Origin of the sequence: Silvibacterium bohemicum, from assembly GCF_001006305.1 — a bacterium.
Taxonomy (GTDB): domain Bacteria; phylum Acidobacteriota; class Terriglobia; order Terriglobales; family Acidobacteriaceae; genus Silvibacterium; species Silvibacterium bohemicum.
In genome coordinates this window covers 179,961-202,557 of record NZ_LBHJ01000019.1, presented here as the reverse complement: position 1 = coordinate 202,557, position 22,597 = coordinate 179,961, and the positions used below count along the sequence as shown (strand labels likewise).

17 protein-coding genes and 1 tRNA gene are annotated in these 22,597 nt (G+C 58.8%); 10 read left to right on the top strand and 8 right to left on the bottom strand.

Going from position 1 to position 22,597, the window contains the following annotated elements; translation table 11 throughout:
* Positions 1-108: 108 nt before the first annotated feature.
* From XX99_RS22350 to XX99_RS22325, 6 genes are all read left to right on the top strand, one after another.
* Positions 109-1,095: a 4-hydroxy-3-methylbut-2-enyl diphosphate reductase gene (locus XX99_RS22350; RefSeq protein ID WP_050061791.1), complete on the top strand. Its 987-nt coding sequence runs from the start codon at positions 109-111 to the stop codon at positions 1,093-1,095.
* Positions 1,096-1,141: 46 nt separating this feature from the next.
* Positions 1,142-3,268 carry a squalene--hopene cyclase gene (shc, locus tag XX99_RS22345; RefSeq protein WP_082125844.1) on the top strand — a complete coding sequence of 709 codons (2,127 nt, stop codon included), beginning with the start codon at positions 1,142-1,144 and terminating at the stop codon, positions 3,266-3,268.
* A complete protein-coding gene (locus XX99_RS22340) occupies positions 3,269-3,616 on the top strand; it encodes a hypothetical protein (RefSeq protein ID WP_050061631.1) in 348 nt (115 codons plus the stop codon).
* A gap of 17 nt (positions 3,617-3,633) precedes the next feature.
* Positions 3,634-4,773 carry an adenosyl-hopene transferase HpnH gene (hpnH, locus tag XX99_RS22335; protein WP_050061630.1) on the top strand — a complete coding sequence of 380 codons (1,140 nt, stop codon included), beginning with the start codon at positions 3,634-3,636 and terminating at the stop codon, positions 4,771-4,773.
* Between the two features lie 5 nt (positions 4,774-4,778).
* Positions 4,779-5,225 carry a hypothetical protein gene (locus tag XX99_RS22330; protein ID WP_050061629.1) on the top strand — a complete coding sequence of 149 codons (447 nt, stop codon included), beginning with the start codon at positions 4,779-4,781 and terminating at the stop codon, positions 5,223-5,225.
* A 193-nt stretch (positions 5,226-5,418) separates the two neighbouring features.
* On the top strand, positions 5,419-5,760 hold the full coding sequence (locus XX99_RS22325; protein WP_050061628.1) for a PilZ domain-containing protein: 342 nt from the start codon (positions 5,419-5,421) through the stop codon (positions 5,758-5,760).
* 75 nt (positions 5,761-5,835) lie between these two features.
* Here the strand turns inward: XX99_RS22325 and XX99_RS22320 are convergent, their stop codons facing one another.
* The 3 genes from XX99_RS22320 to XX99_RS22310 form a co-directional block, all read right to left on the bottom strand.
* Positions 5,836-6,819, bottom strand: coding sequence for an aldo/keto reductase (locus XX99_RS22320; protein WP_050061627.1), 984 nt, complete (start codon positions 6,817-6,819; stop codon positions 5,836-5,838).
* A 170-nt stretch (positions 6,820-6,989) separates the two neighbouring features.
* On the bottom strand, positions 6,990-8,057 hold the full coding sequence (locus XX99_RS22315) for a LacI family DNA-binding transcriptional regulator (protein ID WP_050061626.1): 1,068 nt from the start codon (positions 8,055-8,057) through the stop codon (positions 6,990-6,992).
* Between the two features lie 167 nt (positions 8,058-8,224).
* Positions 8,225-9,991 (bottom strand): acyl-CoA mutase large subunit family protein, encoded by a 1,767-nt coding sequence (locus tag XX99_RS22310; protein ID WP_050061625.1) that lies wholly within the window; start codon positions 9,989-9,991, stop codon positions 8,225-8,227.
* Between the two features lie 187 nt (positions 9,992-10,178).
* Here XX99_RS22310 and XX99_RS22305 point away from each other — a divergent pair, with 187 nt between their 5' ends.
* Positions 10,179-11,303, top strand: coding sequence for a hypothetical protein (locus XX99_RS22305; protein ID WP_050061624.1), 1,125 nt, complete (start codon positions 10,179-10,181; stop codon positions 11,301-11,303).
* 27 nt (positions 11,304-11,330) lie between these two features.
* Here XX99_RS22305 and XX99_RS22300 read toward each other — a convergent pair whose 3' ends face one another.
* From XX99_RS22300 to XX99_RS26920, 3 genes are all read right to left on the bottom strand, one after another.
* Positions 11,331-11,870, bottom strand: coding sequence for a DUF3106 domain-containing protein (locus tag XX99_RS22300; RefSeq protein WP_184084976.1), 540 nt, complete (start codon positions 11,868-11,870; stop codon positions 11,331-11,333).
* A gap of 391 nt (positions 11,871-12,261) precedes the next feature.
* The gene (locus XX99_RS22295) at positions 12,262-12,765 is read right to left on the bottom strand and encodes a hypothetical protein (protein WP_156186154.1); all 504 of its coding nucleotides are present in this window, start codon (positions 12,763-12,765) and stop codon (positions 12,262-12,264) included.
* A 129-nt stretch (positions 12,766-12,894) separates the two neighbouring features.
* Positions 12,895-13,872, bottom strand: coding sequence for an RNA polymerase sigma factor (locus XX99_RS26920; RefSeq protein ID WP_082125843.1), 978 nt, complete (start codon positions 13,870-13,872; stop codon positions 12,895-12,897).
* 149 nt (positions 13,873-14,021) lie between these two features.
* Here XX99_RS26920 and XX99_RS22285 point away from each other — a divergent pair.
* Positions 14,022-14,096 (top strand) — tRNA-Val (locus XX99_RS22285).
* A 431-nt stretch (positions 14,097-14,527) separates the two neighbouring features.
* Here the strand turns inward: XX99_RS22285 and XX99_RS22280 are convergent.
* Positions 14,528-15,070 carry an RNA polymerase sigma factor gene (locus tag XX99_RS22280; RefSeq protein ID WP_231581562.1) on the bottom strand — a complete coding sequence of 181 codons (543 nt, stop codon included), beginning with the start codon at positions 15,068-15,070 and terminating at the stop codon, positions 14,528-14,530.
* A 686-nt stretch (positions 15,071-15,756) separates the two neighbouring features.
* On the opposite strand from XX99_RS22280, the gene XX99_RS22275 reads away from it, so the two are divergent.
* Entirely contained in the window at positions 15,757-16,929 is a 1,173-nt protein-coding gene (locus XX99_RS22275; RefSeq protein ID WP_184084979.1) for a PepSY-associated TM helix domain-containing protein, read from the top strand.
* Positions 16,930-17,067: 138 nt separating this feature from the next.
* Positions 17,068-19,449 (top strand): TonB-dependent receptor, encoded by a 2,382-nt coding sequence (locus tag XX99_RS22270; RefSeq protein ID WP_050061619.1) that lies wholly within the window; start codon positions 17,068-17,070, stop codon positions 19,447-19,449.
* Between the two features lie 46 nt (positions 19,450-19,495).
* Here XX99_RS22270 and XX99_RS22265 read toward each other — a convergent pair whose 3' ends face one another.
* Positions 19,496-22,597, bottom strand: a complete 3,102-nt coding sequence (locus XX99_RS22265; protein WP_050061618.1) for an efflux RND transporter permease subunit — start codon at positions 22,595-22,597, stop codon at positions 19,496-19,498.

Here is a 22,597-nt window from a genome sequence, read left to right as displayed (position 1 = left end):
TTCTATTCGCGGGCGTGACTCGGTTACTACTGTTCGCTTGCACTTCAGAACGGTATACTAATCAATGTGACTGCCACCACTTTTGCAACCAATGCCCCCGGCTCCGATATCGCCGAGCCGACAGCCACTGATAAGCGAGTTCTCCTTCTCAAGCCGCGCGGTTTCTGCGCTGGCGTGGTGCGCGCCATCGATATCGTCAAGATTGCCCTCGAAACCTTCGGCGCGCCCATCTACGTGCGCAAGGAGATCGTCCATAACCGCTTTGTAGTGGATGAGTTAGCGGCTAAGGGCGCAATTTTCGTCGATGACATCGACCAGGTCCCGTCGGGCATGCGCGTGATCTACAGCGCCCACGGTGTGTCGCCTGCCGTCCGCGAGCAGTCCAAGGAGCGCAAGCTCAAAGTGATCGACGCCACCTGCCCGCTCGTCACCAAGGTTCACGTCGAAGCCATCAAGTTCGCTAAGCAGGGCTATTCGCTGATTCTTATCGGCCATCGCGATCACGACGAGATCGAAGGCACCCTGGGCGAAGCGCCCGACGTGACCCAGGTCGTCTCCAGCGTCGAAGAAGTGCAGACATTACAGGTCCCCGATCCGGAACACGTCGCCTACCTCACCCAGACCACCCTGTCGCTCGACGAAGCGCGGGACATTATCCAAGCGCTCAAAGACAAGTTTCCCAAGATCGCCGGGCCGCACTCCCAGGACATCTGCTATGCCACCGAGAACCGCCAGACGGCGGTGAAGAACGTGGCGCACCAGGCGGACCTGGTCCTCGTGGTTGGCTCCAACAACAGCTCCAACTCCAACCGGCTGGTTGAGGTTTCGCAAAATCTCAGCACGCGCAGCTATCTTATCGAGAACTCCAGGGCCATCGATTCCGTATGGCTGGATGGGGTCTCTACCGTAGCGGTTACCGCCGGCGCTTCGGCTCCAGAAGTCCTGGTCGAAGATGTCGTCGCGTATCTGAAGGATCGCGGTTTCGGGTCCGTCGAAGAAGTGGAAGTAATGCCCGAGAACGTCCGCTTCGGCTTACCGCCGGAGATAGTGCAAGCCATCCAATCCGCTCCCGGAACAACTCCGGCGACGGTCTAAATGGAATTAGCATGACCGGCGCACCGCGGCCGGCGATTCGGACAGCATGAGTACAACATTCGATACACCACAACCCGGAGCACCTGATCACCCTGTATCCCCGCAATCTGTAGGCTCCAAGTCCCGCTCCGCAGCATCGAATGCCGGCACTCCGGGGCATGTGGCGGAAAACGATACGCCACGCGAGAACGGCCGCGTCCGCTTCGGCCGGATCGACGCCGATCTTCAGGACGTCGAAGCCGCCGCGCATCGCTCCCGTGATTACATTTTTTCGCAGCAGGATCCCGCCGGATTCTGGTGCGGAGAGCTCGAAGCCGACCCCCTGCTGGAAGCGGATTACATCTTTGCCCATGAATTACTGGGCACCAGGGCCGGCAACGAAGACAAGCTTCAGCGTGCCATGACCGAGATCTGGCGTTACCAAAACGCCGACGGCGGCTGGTCGATCTACCCCGGCGGCCCTTCGAATATCAGCCTTACCGTGAAATGCTACTTCGCGGGCAAGCTAATGCGCATCTCTCCCGACCGCCCCGACATGAGCCGCGCGCGCGATTGGATCCTCGCTCACGGCGGCGTTGTTGAGTGCAACACCTTCACTAAGATATATCTTTGCTTTCTAGGGCAGTATGAGTACGACGCCGTCCCGGCCGTTCCGCCGGAGATCGTGCTCTTCCCTAACTGGTTTTATTTCAACATTTACGAGATATCCTCCTGGTCCCGCGCCATTCTGGTCCCGCTTTCCATTGCGTATGCCAAGAAGCCGTTTAAAAAAATTCCTACCGAACAGGGAATCGACGAGCTTTTTGTCGGCGGCCGCACCAACGCCGACCTGCACCTTCGCTTCGATCGCAAAAACAAGATCAGCTGGCGAAATTTCTTTCTCCTCGTCGACCGTATCGTGCACTGGATGGAGCGTATTCACATCCGCCCCCTGCGCAAGATCGCGCTCAAGAAGGCTGAGAAGTGGATGCTGGAGCGTTTCGAGATGTCGGATGGTCTGGGCGCAATTTATCCTGCCATGTTGAACTCCATCATCGCCATGCGCTGCCTGGGCTACTCGCTCGACGATCCCCAGGTCATCCGCGCCATGGACGAGTTCGAAAAGCTCGGCATCGACGCGCCGAATGGGACCAAAGATTATCCGCAGCCCACCTTCCGCATGCAGCCCTGTGTTTCGCCGGTGTGGGACACGGCGCAGGCGGTCTATGCCTTGGGTGAAGCCGGCGTGCCGCGCAACGACGCCCGTCTGCTTAAGGCCGCCGACTGGATGCTCTCCAAGGAAGTTCGGCATAAAGGTGACTGGTCGGTAAAGGTGCCCCGCGTAGAGCCGGGCGGATGGTACTTCGAGTTCAACAATGAGTTCTACCCGGATGTCGATGATTCCGGACAGGTTCTTCTTGCTTTAAACAAGGTCGACAACCCCCGCGAGCGCTATCAGTACGACGTCTCGCAGCGGGCCATCGATTGGATTTTCTCTATGCAGTGCAAGAACGGCGGCTGGGCCAGCTTCGATAAAGACAATACGAAGATGATCTTCCAGTACATCCCGTTCGCCGATCACAACGCCATGCTCGATCCGCCGACCGTCGACATCACGGGGCGAATCCTGGAAGCGCTGGCGACCTACGGCTTTACCCGCAAGGACAAGCGCATCGAGCGGGCCATCAAGTTTGTCTACGACGAACAGGAGCCGGACGGCAGCTGGTTCGGTCGCTGGGGCGTCAACTATATCTACGGCACGTTTCTGGTCCTGCGCGGTTTGGAAGCGATTGGCGTCTGGAACCACGAGCCGCAGATCCAGCAGGCAGCGGAGTGGATTCGCTCAGTGCAGAATGCCGACGGCGGATGGGGTGAGAGCTGCAACAGCTACGACGATCCGGTCACGCGCGGTATTGGCCTGAGTACGCCTTCGCAGACCGCCTGGGCGGTTCTGGGACTGCTGGCCGCCGGCGATAAACGCAGCGACTCGGTCGCCAAAGGCATCAAGTGGTTGTTGAAGTATCAGCAGCCAGATGGTTCGTGGGACGAGAGTGTAGGCTCAGGACCGCAGAGGCAGGCGATTTACACCGGGACAGGGTTTCCGCGAGTGTTTTACCTCGCCTACCACCTCTACAGGGACTACTTCCCACTGCTGGCATTGACGAACTACAAGCGAGCCTTGGAGAAGGACTAAATGCCGGCTGAGATTAAGGGAGGAAGTGCGATGTCGATCGTAGGCGATTTGCGTCAGCCACTGCAGGATGTCGTCGCTCCCGATCTCAAGGCTGTCGTTGCCGGATTAAACGCGCTACGGGATGAGGTGCGCAGCGGCAATGTAAATTTGAGGGAAGAGATCGGTTTGCTGCGAGACGAATTGCGGCTCAATTCAACCGAACTCAAGACAGAGATTGCAAGTGCCGAGAAACGTGCTGCGGAACGACTCGAGAGAATCTACGACGCCGTAAAAATCTCTGATCTGACCCGTCGCAACGCAGAACTAGAAATCGAGCTGGCGCAGTTACGCAAAGCGCAGCAACACTGAAGGGGACACACGAACCGATGGCCGTACCGATATCTCAGGCATGGACAGTTGCCACATATGTGTTGAAGCAGAAGCTCAAGGGGCGCAAACGCTATCCGCTGGTGCTGATGCTGGAGCCGTTGTTCCGCTGCAATCTGGCGTGCGCCGGTTGCGGCAAGATCCAGTATCCGGCCCACATTCTCAAGGCCGAGCTGACGCCGGAAGAATGCTTCCGCGCAGTGGAAGAGTGCGGCGCGCCGATGGTGTCGATTCCCGGCGGCGAACCATTACTCCATCCCCAAATGCCGGAGATCGTGGCCGGACTGGTCGAACGTAAGAAGTACGTGTACATGTGCACGAACGCGCTGCTTCTTAAAGAAAAACTTCATCTTTTCAAGCCCAGCAAATACCTGTCGTTTTCGGTCCACGTGGACGGACAGCGCGAGCATCACGACTTCTCGGTATGCCGCGAAGGCGGATATGACATTGCCATGGAAGGCGTCCGCGCTGCAGTGGCCGCCGGCTTCCGCGTAACCACCAACACCACGCTCTTCGACGGTGCCGATCCGAACTCGGTCCGCACGCACTTCGATGAACTGATGGCGGCGGGTGTCGAGAGCATGATGGTCTCCCCGGGATACACCTACGATAAGGCGCCGGACCAGAATCACTTTCTGGGCAAGGCGCGGTCGCGCAAGCTCTTCCGCATGATCCTCTCCAACCGCAAAAAGAGCTGGGAGTTCAACACCCATCCTCTGTTCTCCGAATTTCTGATGGGCAAGCAGCACTTCGAGTGCACGCCCTGGGGTATGCCGACATTTTCGATCTTCGGCTGGCAGAAGCCCTGCTATCTGCTGCAGGACGGATACGCCGACACGTTCGCGGAGCTGATGGAAGCGACCGAATGGGCGAACTACGGGGCAAAGAGCGGCAATCCCCAGTGCGCCAACTGCATGGTCCACTCGGGACACGAAGCCTCGGCCGTTGATTACAACTTCAGCTCGCTGAAGGGATTCCTGGTCACCGCCAGGAGGTACATGTTCCCGACGCTCTATCCCGATCCCGACGCGCAGAAGCTTCTCAACGAATGGAAGCCGGAGCACACCAGTCCGCTGGTGCAGATCCAGCCTTCGGTAGCTGCCGCCAGCGATTCGCTGCAGACGGTTTCAGGAGACTAGGCCGAATGGCAACCGAGCAACAGGAGCACCTTCGCATCGAGCAGCTGCGCACCCAGAGTGCCGACGAGCTGGAGCATATTGCCGGACGCGAGAAAGAGAATCTCGAAGGCTGGATTCCGTCGCTGGCTTCGGACGAGGAGATTCGTGCCGCCCTGGAGAAAGCCTTTGACTATCGCGGCGACGTGACTCTGACCCTGAAGGACGGACGCCAGGTCGCCGGCTACATCTTCGACCGGCGCACCGGCTCGAATCTGCAGGACTCCGCCGTGCGCGTCATCCCGTCGACGGAACGCACTAAACTGACCATCCCTTATTCGGATATCGCGGCCCTGGCCTTCACCGGCCGCGACACCGCCGCAGGCAAGAGCTTCGAAGCCTGGGTGAAGAAGTACTGGGAGAAGAAGGCCGCCGGCGAAAAGGAAATCGCCATCCATCCGGAGGCGCTGGACTAGCTCCAGCCTCCGGACGCGGCTCTTTCCAACCGATTGATCACGTCTCATCTCTCTTTTTCTAGGGATTCTCCCCCAAAGCTCCCATATATCTACCCTGAAGGTTGTATGGCCGCGCGCTGAATCGTACTAATATCCTTTAAAGATTCAATAACTTGCGGAGCCTTTTGAAAATCACTTAACATGAGCGGTATTTATGGATGCGACCCTCACGCACGAGCGAGCACTACAACGTCGAGCAGCTGTCCGGTATAAGCTGCGGCTGCCGGTGATCTTTCACTGGAACGACGGAGCAGAACATACCGGAGAAGGTTTTACGGTGGATGTCGCTCTGGATGGAGCGTTCATCCTCAGCAGCAAGTGCCCTCCCATGGGAAGCAATGTTCGCATCGAAATTCTCTTTCCGTCGCCTGACGGAAACACAGGCGAGAAGCGGATTGAATCGAGCGGCACGGTCACTCGGACCGTGGGCGAAGCGGACTCAAGGGGATTTGGCATTCAGGGAGTGCTGGATGACGCTCTCACCGGAAACATTTAGCTCCTCCTCAGCCATTTAAAAGAGCGATGCCCTCCGAATGGAGGGCATCGCTGTTTGCGGAAAACACTTGTTGCTCTAACTGTGTCCCAGAATAGGGTGCGGCTCATAAGGCTCTTCCAGCGCCTTGATCTCTTCCGGCTCCAACTTGATCTCCAGCGCTTTCAGTGCGTCGTCGAGATGCGACATCTTGCTGGCTCCGATGATCGGCGAGCTGACTTCGGGCTTGGAGAGGATCCATGCCAAAGCCACCTGGGCATTGTTGACGCCGCGCTTTTTGGCGATCTCAGTAATGCGATCGACGACGGTAAAGTCGGAGTCGCGATAGTAGAGGTCGTGGGCAAAGGCGTCGGTCTTGGCGCGGGTGGTTTCGCCCTTATCCTGTTTGCTGCGATTGCCGGCCAGAAAACCGCGAGCCAGCGGGCTCCACGGAATGAGGCCGATCCCTTCGGCTTTGCACAGCGGAATCATCTCGCGCTCTTCTTCGCGATAGATCAGGTTGTAATGGTTCTGCATGGTGACGAACTTTGCCAGGCCAAGCTTCTCCGACGTGTACAGCATCTTCTGGAACTGCCAGGCATACATCGAAGACGCGCCGATGTAGAGCGCTTTCCCGGAGCGGACGACGTCATCCAGCGCTTCCAGGGTTTCTTCAACGGGCGTGAACGGATCGAAGCGGTGAATCTGGTAAAGATCGACATAATCGGTGCCGAGCCGGCGCAGGCTGTCGTCGATCGAATGCAGGATGTGTTTGCGGGAGAGGCCGCGCTGGTTCGGGTCGTCGCCCATGGGACTGAAAACCTTGGTGGCAATCACCAGCTTGTCGCGCGACGGGCCGAAATCCTTGAGGGCGCGGCCAAGAATCTCCTCGCTTACACCGAGGGAATAAACGTCGGCGGTGTCGAAGAAATTGATGCCGCTTTCCAGCGCGCTCTGGATGAAAGGCCGGCTCTCGGCCTCTTCAAGAATCCACTCGCGCCACTTCTTCGAGCCATAGGTCATGGCGCCGAGACAGATGCGGGAAACCTTCAGGCCGGTTTTGCCTAAGTTGACGTAGTCCATTGTTACTCCTATGCGATTGGATGGGGCGTCGTTACCGCATTTGGATGCGGCGGAGCCGGCGTTCGCTTCAGGAGCGGGATTGCCACGATCAAAATCGAGAGAGTGCCTGTCACGAGAGGATCATTCGGAAGTCGTATAAGAGCCGCCTCTGTCAGAAACAGAAGCGGCCACTAAGCTCTCTTGGGCCTGGCGAGCGCAACAGGCGCCTGGCCAGTCGACTCTCGCACGATCAGCTCCGGCTGCATGACGATCTCCGTTGGCTGTTCCTTCTTCGGATCGGCAATCAGTTCAAGCAATATCTGTGCGCCTTCGCTGCCCATCTTGCGCAGCGGCTGGCGAACCGTTGTGAGGCTCGGTTTCTGGTAGGCAGCGCTGATGATGTCGTCGAACCCGATCACAGAGATATCTTCAGGCACCGAGAGGCCGGCATCGTGAATGGCCCGGATGACGCCGATCGCGGAGATGTCGTTGAAGCAGAAGATCGCGGTGAAGTCGCGAGAGCGCTCCAGCAGCGTCTTCATCGGATGATAGCCAACCTCCGGCGACCAGCTATCGGCGCTTAGCTGGATGCACAGCTCCGGCTTAACTTCTATCTTCAGTTTCTTCGCCGCCTGAAGAATGCCGTTCCATCGGTATTCCGTATCGGGGATGATCTCCGGGCCTTTCATAAACGCAATTTGCCGATGTCCCAGCTGATAGAGGTGCTCGAGCGCAAGCTCGGAGGCCATGCGGTGGTCGAGCACGACATTTGTAACACCCTTGGTGTCATTATGCGCGGAGATGGCAACGGTGGGCAGCACGCTCTCAACCGCAGCCGGAGTATTGAGGAGAAGAAAGCCGTCTACTGCGCGCTCGACCAACAGGCGCGGGTAATCATTCATCAGATCCGGCTGCCAGTAGTGGCTGGCCGTGAAGTAGAAGTAGTGCGCGCGCAGCAGGTATTCTTCCACGCCTTGCATCACCAGCGTGAAGTATCCTTCGCTCAGGTCCGGCGCAAGCACACCGATGGACATGCTCTTGCTGCGCCGCAGCGACCGCGCGAAATAGTTGGGCCGGTATTGAAACTTGCGAGCCGCTTCGAAGACCCGTTCGCGAGTATGCGCGGGGATGGACTTGGCCGCCGGCGAGTCGTTGAGCACCAGAGAAATGGTGGTTTGCGACAGTCGCAATACCTCGGACAGCTGCCGCAGATTGATCGGTCCATTTTCGGAGCGCGTGTCTTGCTTCTCCTTGTTCATAGGCGATGTTTTAGCACGTTCTTCCCTCAGACGCGAGAAAATCATGGATTCGTGACGCAACGATAAACCGTTTTTTTAGAGGGTATCCGGATAAAGCGGGAAGATGGAGATTAATTCGTACGATTCGTTCTAGAAATTTTCGTGCGACCAGAAGGTCTTTGTGCGCATCACGCGATGCTTACTTCCCGATAGCTTCCGAACACTTGTTCGAGCGCTCCGGCAATCTCTCCGACCGTCGCATAGGCTCGTACGCAGTCCAGCAGGTAAGGCATAGTGTTGGCGCTGGAGATGCCGCCTCGGTTCGCCTGCGGCTCCTGCTCTGCCGCACGGCGCAGCGCATTGAGGCTGCGCTCCACCGCCTCGTTCGAGCGCGCACTGCGCAGCCGTTTCAGCTTCGCTGTCTGCATCTCCCGCACCGACTCGCCGATATACAGAATGGGCGGCTGCTTCTCGTCGGTGCGATAGTCGTTGACGCCGACGATGATCTTTTCGCGAGCCTCCACTGCGCGCTGATACGCGTAGCTGGCTTCTGCGATCTCCTTCTGCGGAAATCCGTGCTCGATGGCCTTGACCATACCGCCCATGGCATCGAGCTTCTCGAAGTATGCGAAGGCGTTCTTCTCCATCTCTGCAGTGAGGCTCTCGACGAAGTAAGAACCACCCAGCGGATCGGCAACGTCGGCCACTCCGGATTCATAAGCCAGGATCTGCTGCGTGCGCAGCGCAACGCGCGCCGCATCCTCTGTGGGCAGTGCCAGAGCTTCGTCGAAGCCATCGGTGTGCAGCGATTGTGTCCCGCCCAGCACCGCCGCCAGCGCCTGAATGGCCACGCGCACGATGTTGTTCTTCGGCTGCTGCGCGGTGAGCGAGACGCCCGCCGTCTGCGTGTGAAAGCGCATCCACTGCGAGCGCGGATTCTGCGCGCCGAAGCGCTCCGTCATCAGCCGGTACCAGATTTTGCGCGCCGCGCGAAACTTGGCGATCTCCTCGAAGAAATCATTATGCGAGTTGAAGAAGAAACTCAGCCGGGGTGCAAAGTCATCGACGGAGAGGCCGCGCCGCAGCGCCCACTCGACGTACTCCACGCCGTCGTAGAGGGTGAATGCAAGCTCCTGCAGCGCGGTCGATCCTGCTTCGCGAATGTGATATCCCGAGATGGAAATAGGATTGAAGCGCGGCGTGGAATGCGCGCCGAACTCCAGCGTGTCGACCACCAGCCGCATCGAAGGCGCAGGCGGATAGAGATACTCCTTCTGCGCGATGTACTCCTTGAGGATGTCGTTCTGCAGCGTGCCCGAAAGCTGCGCCCAATTCGCGCCCTGCTTCTCGGCGACCGCGAGATACATCGCCCACAGGATGCCGGCAGGGGAGTTGATGGTCATCGAAACCGATGTCCGGTCGAGAGCGATGCCGGAGAAGAGCGTCTCCATATCCTCCAGCGAATCGATGGCCACACCGCATTTGCCTACCTCGCCTTCGCTCTCCGCATCGTCGGAGTCGCGCCCCATCAGCGTGGGCAGGTCGAAGGCCACAGAGAGCCCGGTGCCTCCGCTGGCCAGCAGATACTTGTAGCGCAGGTTGGTCTCCTCCGGGCTGGCGAAGCCGGAGAACTGGCGCATGGTCCACAGCCGTCCGCGATAGCCGGTCGGATGAATGCCGCGTGTATAAGGAGGCTGGCCGGGAAGCTCATCTTCGAAGTCCGCGGGCAGATCGGCTGCCGTGTAGAGCCGTCGTACTTCCGCTCCCGAAACAGTTGTGAAACGCGCCCCGCTCTGCTCATCGCGATTGATGCCGGTGGGCGCTCCGATCGCCTGCTCCGGCATCTTGCTCAACGCAGGTGCGAGCGTCTCCTGCTGCCAGCGCAGCTCTTCGGCCGATGGCTTCCGGACTTCATGCGCTTTTGTGTGTTTGGGTCGGGATGAAGTTTCAGCCATGAGCGTCTGCGGGAGCGACCTCTCAGCATAGTGAAGCGCAGGGACAAGAGCAAATGAGCGTAGCCGCTCATCGAAAAGGCCTCATGCAGCACGGAACGAAAGTGGCAGCCGGTTTGCACCGCCTGCATGCTAGACTGAGCCTCATCTTTTGTGAGGGTGAGAGCATGGCGGAGGAAGATCGCGTCGGATGATTGCAGATCGCAGCGGCCAGTCCCGCTTTGTGGATGAGTGCATTCTCGTTCTTATCTACTTTGCGGTCGCGGCCGCATCCTTCAACGGCTTCTATGACAAGTGGAACTTCCGCGATGGCCAGACGTTTCCGGGCGTCTCCATCGAAGCCATGCTGAACGGCACTGCCGACCGGCCATTCATCTATCGCAGCCTGCTGCCCTGGGTTGCCAATCGCGTGGATGCGGCTCTTCCCGCCCGGGTCAAGGATCGCATCCTCGCCAGGGCTGTTCTTCCCGACGGCACGCTCATGAGCAAGATCAAGTCCAGCGTGGCGCGCGATCCGCAATACCTTATCCGCTACCACCTGATTTACTTTATGGCCTTCCTGTTTCTCTTTGCGTCGATGTTCCCCATGCGCGCAGCTTGCGCAGCCGCAGAGATGGACGCCATCAGCTCGACGCTCGCGCCCGTGATCCTGGTGCTCTTCCTGCCGTTTCTACTCACGGTCGGGGGATACTTCTACGATCTTTCGGAGATGTTTTTTCTGATCTCGGCCACGGCGTTGGCCATGAGCCGCAGGTATTGGCTGCTTGTGGTTGTCGTGGGGCTAGGCGCCTTCAACAAGGAATCGTTCGTTCTCTTTCTGCCTGCGCTCTTTCCGCTATTGCGCATGCGCCTCTCGCCGCGCCGGGCAGCTATTTTCAACGGGGGATTGCTGGCCATCGCTGGCGTCATCGGCTTCGCCGTATCGCGCCACTTCCATGCCAATCCCGGACCGAATGCGGAGTTTCATCTGGGTAGAAACATGCTCTTCTATCTCAACCCGAGAAACCTCTTCCAGCATGAGGTGAACTACGGGCTGATTACTTTCCGTGGATACAACATCGTCTTCGTCCTGATGATCGCGGTGCTGCTGCTGCGGGGATGGAAGCCGCTGCCGGTGCGCATCCGGCAGCACATCGCCATTGCCGCCGCCATCGACCTGCCGCTGTTCTTCATCGTGTGCGCGCCGGGAGAGCTGCGGAACCTCAGCCTGCTCTATCCCTCGCTGTTATTCCTGATTGGACAATCGATCGCTCTGTGGGTGGCGGGGATGTCTCGGCCAGCAAGCAGTGAGCGACTGACGGAGTTGTTGCCGTAGCCATAGCGGCTTGAACTGATCGCGCTCTTACGGTCGCCCGAAATAAGGCTGCGGAATGCTCTTCGGCTCGTAGGGCTCGATGGACAGCAGATTGCCCAGGACCGTCCGCTCCTGGGGCGAGAACTGGCCGCCGTAGATCTGCGAGTTCAGCATCTGCTCCCGTTGCGCGGGAGGCATGTGGCGAAGCTGTTGAAAGGCTCGCCGCACCACCTGTTCTCGATCCGGAGACATCTGATGCAAAGCCTGCGCTGCACCCCGCACCTCCTCCCGCCGCTCGGGAGAAAGTCGCTCGAAGGCCTCGTTGCGGGCCAGAATCCGCTGCTGCTGCTGCGGACTCTTTGCCTCCAGCGAGTGCAGCCGGTCGATCAATCGTTGCTGCTGGTCGGCAGGCAGGTTGTGAAAACCGGGCTCCCGCCGCAGCGCGTCGGCCTGCTGATCCGGAGTCAGATTGCGGTGGCTGGCCCACCAGTCGGGCAGGTGCTGTTGGTTCTGATTCGGATGGGCGCCGGGATTGCCAGCGGAATTCGGACGGCTCTGAGGCTGAACCTGCGATCGTACTTCCGGCATGGATTGAGGTCTCGGAGCCTGTGCAGGTGGAGGAGCAGGAGCCGTATGCTGGACCTGGTGAAATCCGCGGGACGCTGCCCAGGCCGCGTTTCCGAAGAGAGAAGAAGCGGCGAGGAGCACGGCGAGGAGTACGGGGCCGAGCATGGGAACGGCGCGGAAAGCACGCGCAGACGAGAGCGCAGCAAACCTTCTGCGCTCGAGCCAGTGAAACCGGCTCGCCGTTTTGTTTCCACCGCTCCGCATAACTGACTCGACTTCCGAGGCAAAGGCCGGAATCATTCCGGCCAAAACTTCAAGAATTGCTCTAGCTCTTCATTTGCAACTGGAGCCCGGAACATTCGGTCTCCCATCCTTGCGTGGGTCCAGCGCTTCAGATGAGAAACCGCCATCGTTACAAATTACTATTCGACGCTGGTCCGTTATCGGACTCATCGTCCTGCTGGTCCAGAGCATTCAACTGCTGAAAGACCTGAGAGTTCTCGTCCAGCGACTGCAGATCGCGAACCGTCGCCGAGGTGTGGGCCGGAGCCGGGGTGGTGTACATAAACCCGGCAAAGGTTCCTCCGCCGATCAGCAGCAGTACAGCCAGGGCTCCCGCGGCCACCGGGCGAAACTGCACATTCGATCCGAAGAGCAGCCGGGCGCGCCAGCGCTCGAAGAACCCGGCCGGCGCGGCCTCGCGCTCCTCACGCAGCAAGGCCGCCATCCGGGCGTTGAAATAAGGAGAAGGCTCGGGAGCCTCCCAGCTATCGAGCAGGGCCATGGTCGCGCGCAGCTCGGCAAGCTCCTGCCTGCACTCTGCGCACTCGGCGGCGTGGCTCCGTAGCTCGGCCAGAGAAGTATCTGGGCGTGTATTTGAGACCTGGGAGGTCGATTCGTCCTCAACCAGGTCCATCAGTTTCGTTTTTGCAATTCGGCAGATCATCGTATTCACCAATCTTCTGTATTCCCTGTATCCCGTGCGAAGAGGAGGATCTAGCGGCCTCTTTGTCTTCTACCGGCTCCGGCCTGAATCTCGCTTCCTCTACACAAATTCCTTCAACCGCTCCCTCAAGGTCTGGTAGGCGCGAAAGAGCAGCGACTTGGTCGCCGACTCGCTCAACTTCAGCACTTCGCCTATCTGCTTATAATCCAGCCCCTGATACTTGTGCATCAATACTGCCGTGCGCTGCCGCTCGGGCAACGCCAGAACGTGCTGGCGGATGGCCCGCATCCGCTCGTCTTTCACCAGCTCCTGCTCGACCGAAGCGGTCAGGTCGGCCACATCCGGCGTCGTTCCCGTCTCCGGATCGGGCTGGTCCAGGTATACATTCTGCGCCGCCCGCTCATACTTCGTATCCCGCGCATGATTCACGCCCAGGTTCGTCGCAATCCGGTAGAGCCAGGTGGTGAACTTGGCCTCAGCCCGGTAGCTCTGCCGCGAGCGATAGACCCGGAGAAAAACCTCCTGTGCCAGCTCTTCCGCCACCGCCTGATTGTGCACCATGCGGAACATGAAGTGAATCATGGGCTTGTGGTACTTCTGGATCAGGTATTCAAAGCCTGAGTCGTCGCCCTCGCGTACCCGGAGCATGATCTCCGCGTCGCTCATCGCGCTCAGCTCCGCGGCGGTCGCGCTGCGCCCCGTCTCGAAGCCAGCTCCCCGCAACCCTGAAGGAGCCTCTAAGGAACTATCCAGTGGCCGGTCTAGTGCAATGGTCGCCATGTCTTCATCAACCCCATTTTCGTCCCCAGGTTGCGCGCCGGCGTCCATTGTTTCTGTCTCTTCCGGGTCGTCCCCGAGGTCATTCCCGATGTCGATTTCCAAATCGGAATCGAGTTCCTCGTCCCAATCGGACTTGCTCGTCGATTCGACCTCGGAATCCGGTCCCGACCGCACCGGTAGCGGGCGAGTCCCATCTCCGGAATCCGCTTCAGGAGTGCCCGCGTGTGGCTCTGGGTTGTCGGGATCGGTCCGGATATGGTCCGGGCGAGGGTTCGGAAGTGGCTGGCGAAAGGGCATCAGGTCCGAAGGGTGAGGAAATTAAGTCCAGAAGAAGATTGTAGCCGCTCTGCAGCCGGGTTTGGCACCAGCGCGAGGCGGTGATACTCTAACACTTGTCCTGATAGTGCCGCTTTTCGAGAGAGAAAGCAGGCCGCCTGCATCACCCAGGGCGCATAACTCAGCGGTAGAGTGCCACCTTCACACGGTGGAAGTCGTAGGTTCGAATCCTGCTGCGCCCACCAATATTTCAGAAATTTACAGATCTCGCGGATCAGTAATTGGTTGCGAATGCTACCAATCGCAGTTGCGAGCCTGCGTTGCGGGTGAGTATCGCGTGGACCGCACCCTAGGTGCATCTTGCCGAGCCTCTTGGGCGTCTTGCCGAGGATTGGCGCTGCTCCATCCGGAATCGAATTCCGGCGATTGGGGAAGGAGCATCGATGACGTGATGCTTCGCTTCGTATGCATCGACAAGCGTTGCCAGTACGTCCAACTCGTCGCCCTCGAGAGTATCCGAGAAGCGCTCATCAGGGCTCCACTTCGCGCAACGGCACGATGATGATCTCTTCAGTTCGAGTCGGGCGACACTGCATACTGGCTTGGGTCATGGGCGACCCTGCTTTACGTTCCCGCTTTTTTTAACTCCTGTAATCTGTCGGCCGGGTTTCCCTACTTAAACCAGCGTTCTGCGCAGCGCCTGCCGGGCGCGTAGCAGACGAGACTTCGCGGCCGCAACGGAGAGATTCGCAAACTCCGCTGTTTCTTTCAGGGATCCATCGCGCGCCTGTTGTATCTCGACAACGCTCCGGAGTTTCGGCGGTAGCCGGCCGATGGCCTTCCGCAGTCGGAGGGTCCGTTCATAGATGAAGTAGTGCGTCTCGATGTCCGCGGAAGAGTCGATCAGATTCCAGACGTAAGAGGAATCGATATCGGACGAGCTATCGATCGAGGTCTCAGGGCGGATGCGGCGCTTGCGGAGAATAATGAGGGAGGAGTTGATGGCGATGCGAATCAGCCAGCTTCCGAATTGCGCTCTTCCGTCAAACTTCGCGATATGCGCGTAGGCATTGAGGAACGCGTCCTGCATCGCGTCTTCGGCATCGTGATGATTTCCTGTGACGCGAAGAGTTGTTCTAAGGATCTTCGCCGAGTGCCGATGGAAGAGCTCCACGAAGGCGTGATGCTCCCCGGACTTGGCCGCCGACACCAGTTGCATATCGTCAGCATGTTTTAAGGGAGACGAATTGGCGCCGGCAGAGCAGCTGTACGGACTCATCTGGAGGAAACTCCCTTCTCGATTCTCGTGAGCATGAATTGAAGGGGCACGCCGGCGAGACAACCGCCCGATGGTTTCGCTGTGATCCCCACGCGGATTTCTACGGGAGCAGATGCACGCATCCATCCCTCGTCAGGTTTCCCGGCAGCCGTCCGGCTCCACGGTTCCTATCGTGAGAATGACAGATGAGAAAGCAAATGACACGGTGAGCAACGGTCATCTCACGGTGATATCCAAGCAGTTAACCCGCCGCTCCAGGGGGGAACTCGCAGTAAAGCGAACGGGCCGTGCGTGGCGTTGGCCAAGCGAACGCAGAGGAGATTCGCTGATCTTTTGGCAGCCCACCCGGAAGTGGGATCAAAATTTCACCAACATTACATTGGCGTCATCTTGATATGCGACTGAATTTGTCGTATTTTGAGAGTGCGAGGAGACCTCCCCTGGTTGTCTTTTTGGCGAAGCACCAGGGGAGGTCCGAGATCGACAACCCGAAGGCTGACGATTGCTGCCAGTATAAAACGCGCAATCCTTTCCTGTCGGTGTCTCTGGAGGATGGCGTTGGTAAACTGTCTGGAATCTGCGGCAATTTTGCGAGCCACGACTCAAGCGATCGGGCGACAGCCTCGATGACGCTCCGGAGAGCGCTTCTCTGGCTTCACCTGACAGTCGGCCTCACCATTGGTCTGGTGGTTGCGTTTCTCGCCATCACCGGGTCGATCATGACCTTCCAGGCCCAGATCATCGGCTGGGCAGAGCGTAATTCGCGGATTGCCGCCCCTTCTCAGCAGAGCTGTGTCGAGCCCTCGGCCCTCCTCGAAAATGCAGTCGATTTTGAGCCCGGCTCGCCGACCGGATTGATGCTCTACTCCGATCCGCACCAGCCGGCCGAAGTTGCCTTCGGAACCGACAGAGTCGTCCTCGTCGATGGTTGTGAGGGAAAGGTGATCGGCCAGGGCGCGAATGGGCTGCGAAACTTCTTCCAGGCGACGCGGGACCTTCATCGGTGGATCGCGCTCAACGGGGTCCGTCACGAGACGCTTCGCGCCATCAAGAACGCCGCGGTCCTCGGCTTCTTCTTCATGATCCTCAGCGGCATTGTCATCTGGCTTCCGCGAAAGTTTACCTGGAAGCATCTGCGCCCCGCGATTTTCTTCCGCGGCAATCTCAAGGGGCGTGCCCGCGAGTGGAATTGGCACAACGTCTTCGGCATCTGGATGTCTCTGCCGCTGGCCCTGATCGTTCTGAGCGGCATCATCATGGCCTACCCCTGGGCGAATGCGCTCCTCTATCGTGCGGCTGGAGATCCTCCTCCGATGGAGCGTGCCGGCCTCGAGCCGAAGCGGCCAAAGCCGCTCTCGTCCGATAAATTTCCCACACTCGACCTCGCCATCCGGAAGGCCATGATGCAGGACGCAAGATGGAAGAGCCTGTCGATGCGCCTGCCGGCTGCGAAGGACCCGAACGTGACTTTTACGGTGGACGAAGGAGAGGGCAGCAGACCGCAGCAGCGTGCGCAGCTGGTCATCGCGCGCAAAGACGGTGAGATGGTTCGTTGGGAGCCGTTCTCTGCAAACCCTCGCGGCAGGCAGTGGAGACTCTATGCGAGATTTCTACACACCGGAGAGATGTTTGGAATGGTTGGCCGCTTCATCGCGCTGTCGGCGACATTGAGCGCCCTTATGTTGGTGTGGACAGGCTTTTCGCTTTCGCTGCGGCGCTTCGCGTCATGGAGAAAGCGCCGGAGGGCCCACATGGCAATCGCTCCCGACAAGGAGGCGAAGACAACGGTCCGCGTCTAACGTTTTCGCACGTTGTATTGGGAAGTCTTGGGTGGAGTCTTTTGGCGAAGGTCTACCGGGACGAGAGATCGATGGATTCGAGGCTTACGACTGCTTCACGAGAGAGCGGCGCGTGGCCCCTTGCACGAAAGGTTGGTTATGTTCCGTTCCCTGTTGTCCCTGATTTTTGCCGCAGCTCTTTTTGTTTCTGTTCCGAACTCCGGCTACGCACAGTCTGCCTGTCCCTCTCACGGTGATCCGGAGGTCACGCTGTCCGGTATCATCTCCGATCCGAGCGGAGCACTGCTTCGCGATGCGCAGGTAACGCTCACCTGCGGCAACCTTGCGGTCAGCGCCACGACCGATGCAACGGGAGCCTATACCGTTCAACTTCCCGCAGGCACATATAGCTTGGCCGTGGTCTCAAAAGGCTTCACCACGAAGCAGCAGACCTTTCAGGTTTTGCCAAACAGGGCCAATCAACAGGATTTGGTCTTGAATGTCGCACAGGAAAACAGCACCGTTGAAGTTCGGGCTGGTGCGCAAGGCTATGCGGTAAGCGAAAATAGCGAAGCGACTCGCACCGATACCTCGATTCGCGATATACCGCAGGCCGTCTACGTGATCCCAGAGCAGGTTTTGCAGGATCAGCAGGTTATAAGGCTTGCCGATGCCGTTCGCAATGTGAGCGGCGTCACCATTGCGGAGGACGCCGGTGGCCGGCAGGAACGCGTGACGTTACGCGGTTTTGTCACCGACACCACATTTCAGGATGGCTTTCGCAACGCTTCGAATGCCAACGCCACTTTTCCTGATTTCGCGAACGTCGAGCGCGTGGATATTCTCAAAGGACCATCATCAACTGTTTTTGGCCGCCTCGATCCCGGCGGGGTCGTCAATCTCGTTACGAAACAGCCGCTCTCAGAGCACTACTACAGCGCAACGATGCAGGGCGGCTCGTATCAACTCCTGCGGCCGACGATCGACGCCTCCGGACCTCTCACCGCGAACAAGTCGTTGCTCTATCGCTTCATTGCCTCGGGGCAGGATAGCCAGAGCTTCCGCGACTTCAACTTCACCCGGCGTCTCTTCCTGTCTCCCACGTTGACGTGGACCCCCTCGCCATCGACGAGTCTGCGGCTCTACACGGAATTTCTCGGCGGAAGCAATCTCAACGACCGCGGCCTGATTGCCATCGGAACAAGGCCGGCCAATCTGCCGGTGAGCCGGTATCTTGCTGACCCCAACCTCGTCTATCCATATCGCCAGGGCAAAGCTGGATTAAGTTTCGATCAAGCCCTGGGGCGTGGATGGACCTTTCGCAGCTATGAGCGCTCTTCCACCGGCTGGGATAACTACAACGCTCGCGTCGCCAATGCGCTTTCGAAGGATATGCAGATGGTCACACTGAACGATCTGCGCTCGGATCAGTACTTTCAAGCTCACTATTGGATCAATGAAGTGACGGGAACGGTGAAGACAGGACCGATCCAGCACACGCTGCTCGCCGGTGCGGAGCTTGACTACGAGATATACGACACCAATACGACGCGCCAGGCTTCCGGAACCCCGGCCGAGACCTTGAACATCTACTATCCAAACTATGCCGCATTGCCGCCGCGCGATCTGATGGAGTCGACCATCAATCAAACCCGCGATGGTTACGGCGGCGGTTATCTGCAAGACCAGATCACGCTCACGCCGAAGCTCAAAGTGACGGGCGGCCTTCGCTATGACCTGGCCAAGCTCAAGACCGTCGGCTACTTCGCGTCTCCAAGCTCTTCAAGCCGTGACACGGCATGGTCGCCGCGGGTCGGCCTGGTGTATGACCCGGTTCAGGCGTTCTCGTTCTACGCAACCTACAACAAGTCCTTCCAGCCGGAGTCTGGAACCCAGGCAAACGGGACGCCCTTCGTTCCCGAGTATGGGCGGCTGCTCGAGACCGGCTTCAAGTTCGACACCTTGAGCCATCGGGTTACGGGAACAGCGGCGGTCTATCAGATCGATCTCACCAACGTCATCACCGCAGATCCGAACAATCCTGGGTTCTCCATCCAACTGGGACAGCAGCGCAGCCGCGGCATGGAGTTCAACGCGCTTACGCACCTGACTCATCAGTGGGATCTCATCAGCGGCTACGCTCTTACCAACGCGACCATCCACAAGGACAACACCTACCTCGTCGACAGCCAACTGCAATCCGTGCCCAGGCATACGGGGAATCTCTGGACGCGCTACACCCAGTCGCAAGGCCGGTTAAGCGGAGCTTCGATCGGTGCCGGTGTCTCCGGCGTGAGCAACATGCAGGGACAACTCATTACGCAGGCTGCGCCGAATACCTTCTACCTCGTACCGGGATGGGGGAGAGTCGATGCCGGTATCTCATATGAGCCTCCGAAGGAGGCAGGCTGGAGGTATCGCTTCGCGCTGAACGCGAACAATCTTCTCGACCGGCGCTACTTCTCGGGAGCCAGCGGCCGCTTCGCGGTTTATCCAGGAAGCCCGCGAGACATCATCGCTTCATTCCAGTTGATCCGCTAGCAGGCTCATGGGCGGTGCGAAGATGTTGCGAGCGTCCAAGCCGGAATCAATCCGAGATCGTGGCTTCCAGCGTTTGCGGAGCCGCGATGGTATTCCGATGACTCCAAGTCGGCCGAAGGCGTTGGAAACGGTGCAGATAGAGATAGATCACCGGCGTGACATATAGAGTGAGAGATTGCGACAAGAGAAGACCTCCCACAATTGCGATACCGAGCGGGCGCCGTGCCTCGCCGCTTGCGCCGCTGCCGAGAGCGATGGGAACAGCTCCGAGCAAGGCAGCCATGGTCGTCATCATGATCGGACGGAATCGTTGCACGCATCCTTGAAAGACTGCGGCCTCAGGTTCCAGATGCTGCTCGTGCTCCGCCTGGAGCGCGAAGTCGACAATCATGATCGCGTTCTTCTTGACGATCCCGATCAGCAGGATCACACCGAGGAAGGAATAGAGATTAAGGTCCTGCCCGAAAAGCAGCAGTGTGAGCAGCGCGCCGATAGCCGCTGACGGCAAGCCGGAAAGAATGGTCAGAGGGTGGATGAAGTTCTCATAAAGCACACCGAGAACCAGATAAATGACCATCACCGCGATCACCAGCAGGAGCCCCAGGCCCTTGAGCGAGCTCTGGAACTGTGCCGCCGTTCCCTGAAACGCGAATGTTAAAGTTGCCGGCATGCCAATGTCTTCCGCAGCGCGTTGAATCAATCTCGTTGCAGAATCGAGCGAGACGCCGCGCTGCAGGTCGAACTGAAATGTCACAGCAGGGAACTGCCCGACGTGGTTGACGCTCAGCGGGGCCACGGTCTGCGTGAGACGAGTCACCGCGGAGAGCGGAACGAGACGCCCCGTGCTGGATCGAAGATAGAGATTTCCCAATGATTCCGGATCGCGTTGATCTTCTTTCAGTACCTCGAGGATCACGTCGTACTGTTGCGAGGCGACGGTGATGGTGCTGGCGCGCCGATTCCCGTACGCATCGTACAGCGTGCTGGCGATGCTCTGCGGATCGACACCGAGCGACATGGCCAGGTCGCGTCGTATGTCGACATTCACCCGCGGCGCGCTCAGCTCCAGATCGGTGGAAACTTTCGCCAACTCAGGAAGCGATTGCAGCTTAGTCTGCAACCGCGGCGCCCATCGGTAAAGTTCGTCGGGATCAGGCCCTTGAAGAACCGCGGAGTATTGAGAGCGTGTCTCATTCTGTCCGAGGCTCAGAAAGTCTCCCTGCCGCAGATACACATTCAGCCCTGGAATCCGATTCAGCTTCTTCTGTAAATCGGCCATGAGAATCTGCACGTTGGGCCGATGCCGATCTTCGAGAAGATTGATATGAAACCATCCACGGTTCTGTGCTTCCACTCCCGACACGTTGCTCTCCATCCACGGCATCTTTGCCAGGATGGCGTTGACCTGCTCGCCATAGGCAATCATCTGCGCAAAAGAGTTGTTCTGCGCGGCCTCCAGCGTGCCGTTGATCGAACCGACGTCCACCGGAGGCATGAAGCTCTTCGGCATCTCCACAAACAAAACGATGGTGAGCAAAGTCATTGCTACACTCAGGCCGATGGTCGCGCGTCTGTGTTGCATGACAACGCCGAGAGAACGCTGATAGCCGTGTTCCATCGCAGCATACATGCGTTCCGTTTGCCGCTGGAACCAGCTCTGCGCCTGCTCCCGCGATCCCAGGAAGCGGCTGCACAGCATCGGAGTCAGGGTGAGCGCGGTAAGAGCGGAGAGCAAAATCGAGACCGAGATGGTCACGGCGAATTCGCGCAGCAGCCGTCCTAGCACGCCATTCAGAAAAAGAATCGGAAGAAAGACGGCGACCAGGGAAACCGTCATCGAGATGATCGTGAAGCTTACCTCGCTCGCTCCGTCGAGCGCCGCCTGCAGTCTGGACTTGCCCATTTCGCGATGGCGCACAATGTTCTCGATCATCACGATGGCGTCGTCGACGACAAAGCCCACTGAAAGCGTGATGCCCATCATGGAAAACAAATCGACGGAGTAGCCCAGCAGCCGCATCGCAAGGAACGAGCCGAGAATCGACACCGGAATGGTGGCGCAGGCAATCATCGTCGACGACACCGTACCAAGGAACGCGAAAATCACCAGCACCACCAGCACGATGGTCAGGATCAGCGTCCTGTTTACTTCTGCGATGGAATCGCGAACCATGGTGGCGTCGTCCGCGACGTTTCCCAGCGAAACGCCAGGCGGCATTGAGGCGCGCAGCGAGCGAATGACCTCCTTCACGTGATCGGCAACATCCACCGTGTTGGTGCCCGGCTGTTTTCTGACAGCGAGGATCACGCTGGGCCGCCCGTTGATCCAGAAAGTGCTCTTGTCATCGCGCGAACTGTTGAAGACATCCGCGACCTGATTCAACCGCAGCGGAACACCACCTCTGTACGCCACGATCAGCTGCGAGAACTGCGCGGCAGTCGTCAGCTGGCTATTGGCCTGCAGCGAATAGTCTCGCGCATCGCCATACAAGGTGCCGGAGGGGAGACTGGAGCTGTTCGCGCTGAGCGCCGTCCGAATCTGCTCGAGATCCAATCCGTAAGCGGCCAGCTTTGCCGGATCGACCTGCACGCGAATCGCAGGCTGCGAAGGCCCCCACACCGGCACCTGCGAAACTCCGCTCACCATCGCGATGCGCTTCGCGAAAACCTGGTCCGCGTATCTCGCGAAATCACGGAGCGCCATCGTCGACGACGACATCTCCAGCCATAGGATGGGATCAGCCGCCGGATTCACCTTCGAGTAGGACGGTGGAGATGGCATGCTTGCTGGCAGCGTGCCTGCCGCTCGCGCAATCGCCGCCTGCACGTCCTGCGCAGCCGCATCGATGCTGCGGTTCAGGTCGAATTGCAGAACGATGTTCGTCTCTCCCGTCTGGCTCGACGAAGTCATGTTCGCGATCCCGGGGATCATCGAGAACTCGCTCTCCAGCGGCGTGGCCACCGTGGAGGCTATTACATCGGGATTCGCACCGGGCAGCCCCGCATTCACGCGGATCGTCGGATACTCGACTTCGGGAAGGTTGCTGACCGGCAAGGAGAAATAGCAAAGAAAACCAAAGCCTGCAATTGCCGCCATCATCAGCGTCGTTGTAGTGGCGCGCCGGATAAAGAAGGCTGTCAGTCCCAT

Excerpts from the sequence above, each read along its gene's own strand:
- XX99_RS22320 (WP_050061627.1), bottom strand. The coding sequence starts at position 6,819 with ATGGACTACGTCAACTTAGGCAAAACCGGCCTGAAGGTTTCCCGCATC.
- shc (WP_082125844.1), top strand. The coding sequence starts at position 1,142 with ATGAGTACAACATTCGATACACCACAACCCGGAGCACCTGATCACCCT.
- XX99_RS26920 (WP_082125843.1), bottom strand. The coding sequence starts at position 13,872 with ATGCCCTTTCGCCAGCCACTTCCGAACCCTCGCCCGGACCATATCCGG.
- XX99_RS22315 (WP_050061626.1), bottom strand. The coding sequence starts at position 8,057 with ATGAACAAGGAGAAGCAAGACACGCGCTCCGAAAATGGACCGATCAAT.
- XX99_RS22305 (WP_050061624.1), top strand. The coding sequence starts at position 10,179 with ATGATTGCAGATCGCAGCGGCCAGTCCCGCTTTGTGGATGAGTGCATT.
- XX99_RS22300 (WP_184084976.1), bottom strand. The coding sequence starts at position 11,870 with ATGCCGGAAGTACGATCGCAGGTTCAGCCTCAGAGCCGTCCGAATTCC.
- XX99_RS22295 (WP_156186154.1), bottom strand. The coding sequence starts at position 12,765 with ATGGACCTGGTTGAGGACGAATCGACCTCCCAGGTCTCAAATACACGC.
- XX99_RS22265 (WP_050061618.1), bottom strand. The coding sequence starts at position 22,597 with ATGGGACTGACAGCCTTCTTTATCCGGCGCGCCACTACAACGACGCTG.
- XX99_RS22325 (WP_050061628.1), top strand. The coding sequence starts at position 5,419 with ATGGATGCGACCCTCACGCACGAGCGAGCACTACAACGTCGAGCAGCT.
- XX99_RS22310 (WP_050061625.1), bottom strand. The coding sequence starts at position 9,991 with ATGGCTGAAACTTCATCCCGACCCAAACACACAAAAGCGCATGAAGTC.
- XX99_RS22340 (WP_050061631.1), top strand. The coding sequence starts at position 3,269 with ATGCCGGCTGAGATTAAGGGAGGAAGTGCGATGTCGATCGTAGGCGAT.
- hpnH (WP_050061630.1), top strand. The coding sequence starts at position 3,634 with ATGGCCGTACCGATATCTCAGGCATGGACAGTTGCCACATATGTGTTG.
- XX99_RS22275 (WP_184084979.1), top strand. The coding sequence starts at position 15,757 with ATGACGCTCCGGAGAGCGCTTCTCTGGCTTCACCTGACAGTCGGCCTC.
- XX99_RS22280 (WP_231581562.1), bottom strand. The coding sequence starts at position 15,070 with ATGCAACTGGTGTCGGCGGCCAAGTCCGGGGAGCATCACGCCTTCGTG.
- XX99_RS22270 (WP_050061619.1), top strand. The coding sequence starts at position 17,068 with ATGTTCCGTTCCCTGTTGTCCCTGATTTTTGCCGCAGCTCTTTTTGTT.
- XX99_RS22330 (WP_050061629.1), top strand. The coding sequence starts at position 4,779 with ATGGCAACCGAGCAACAGGAGCACCTTCGCATCGAGCAGCTGCGCACC.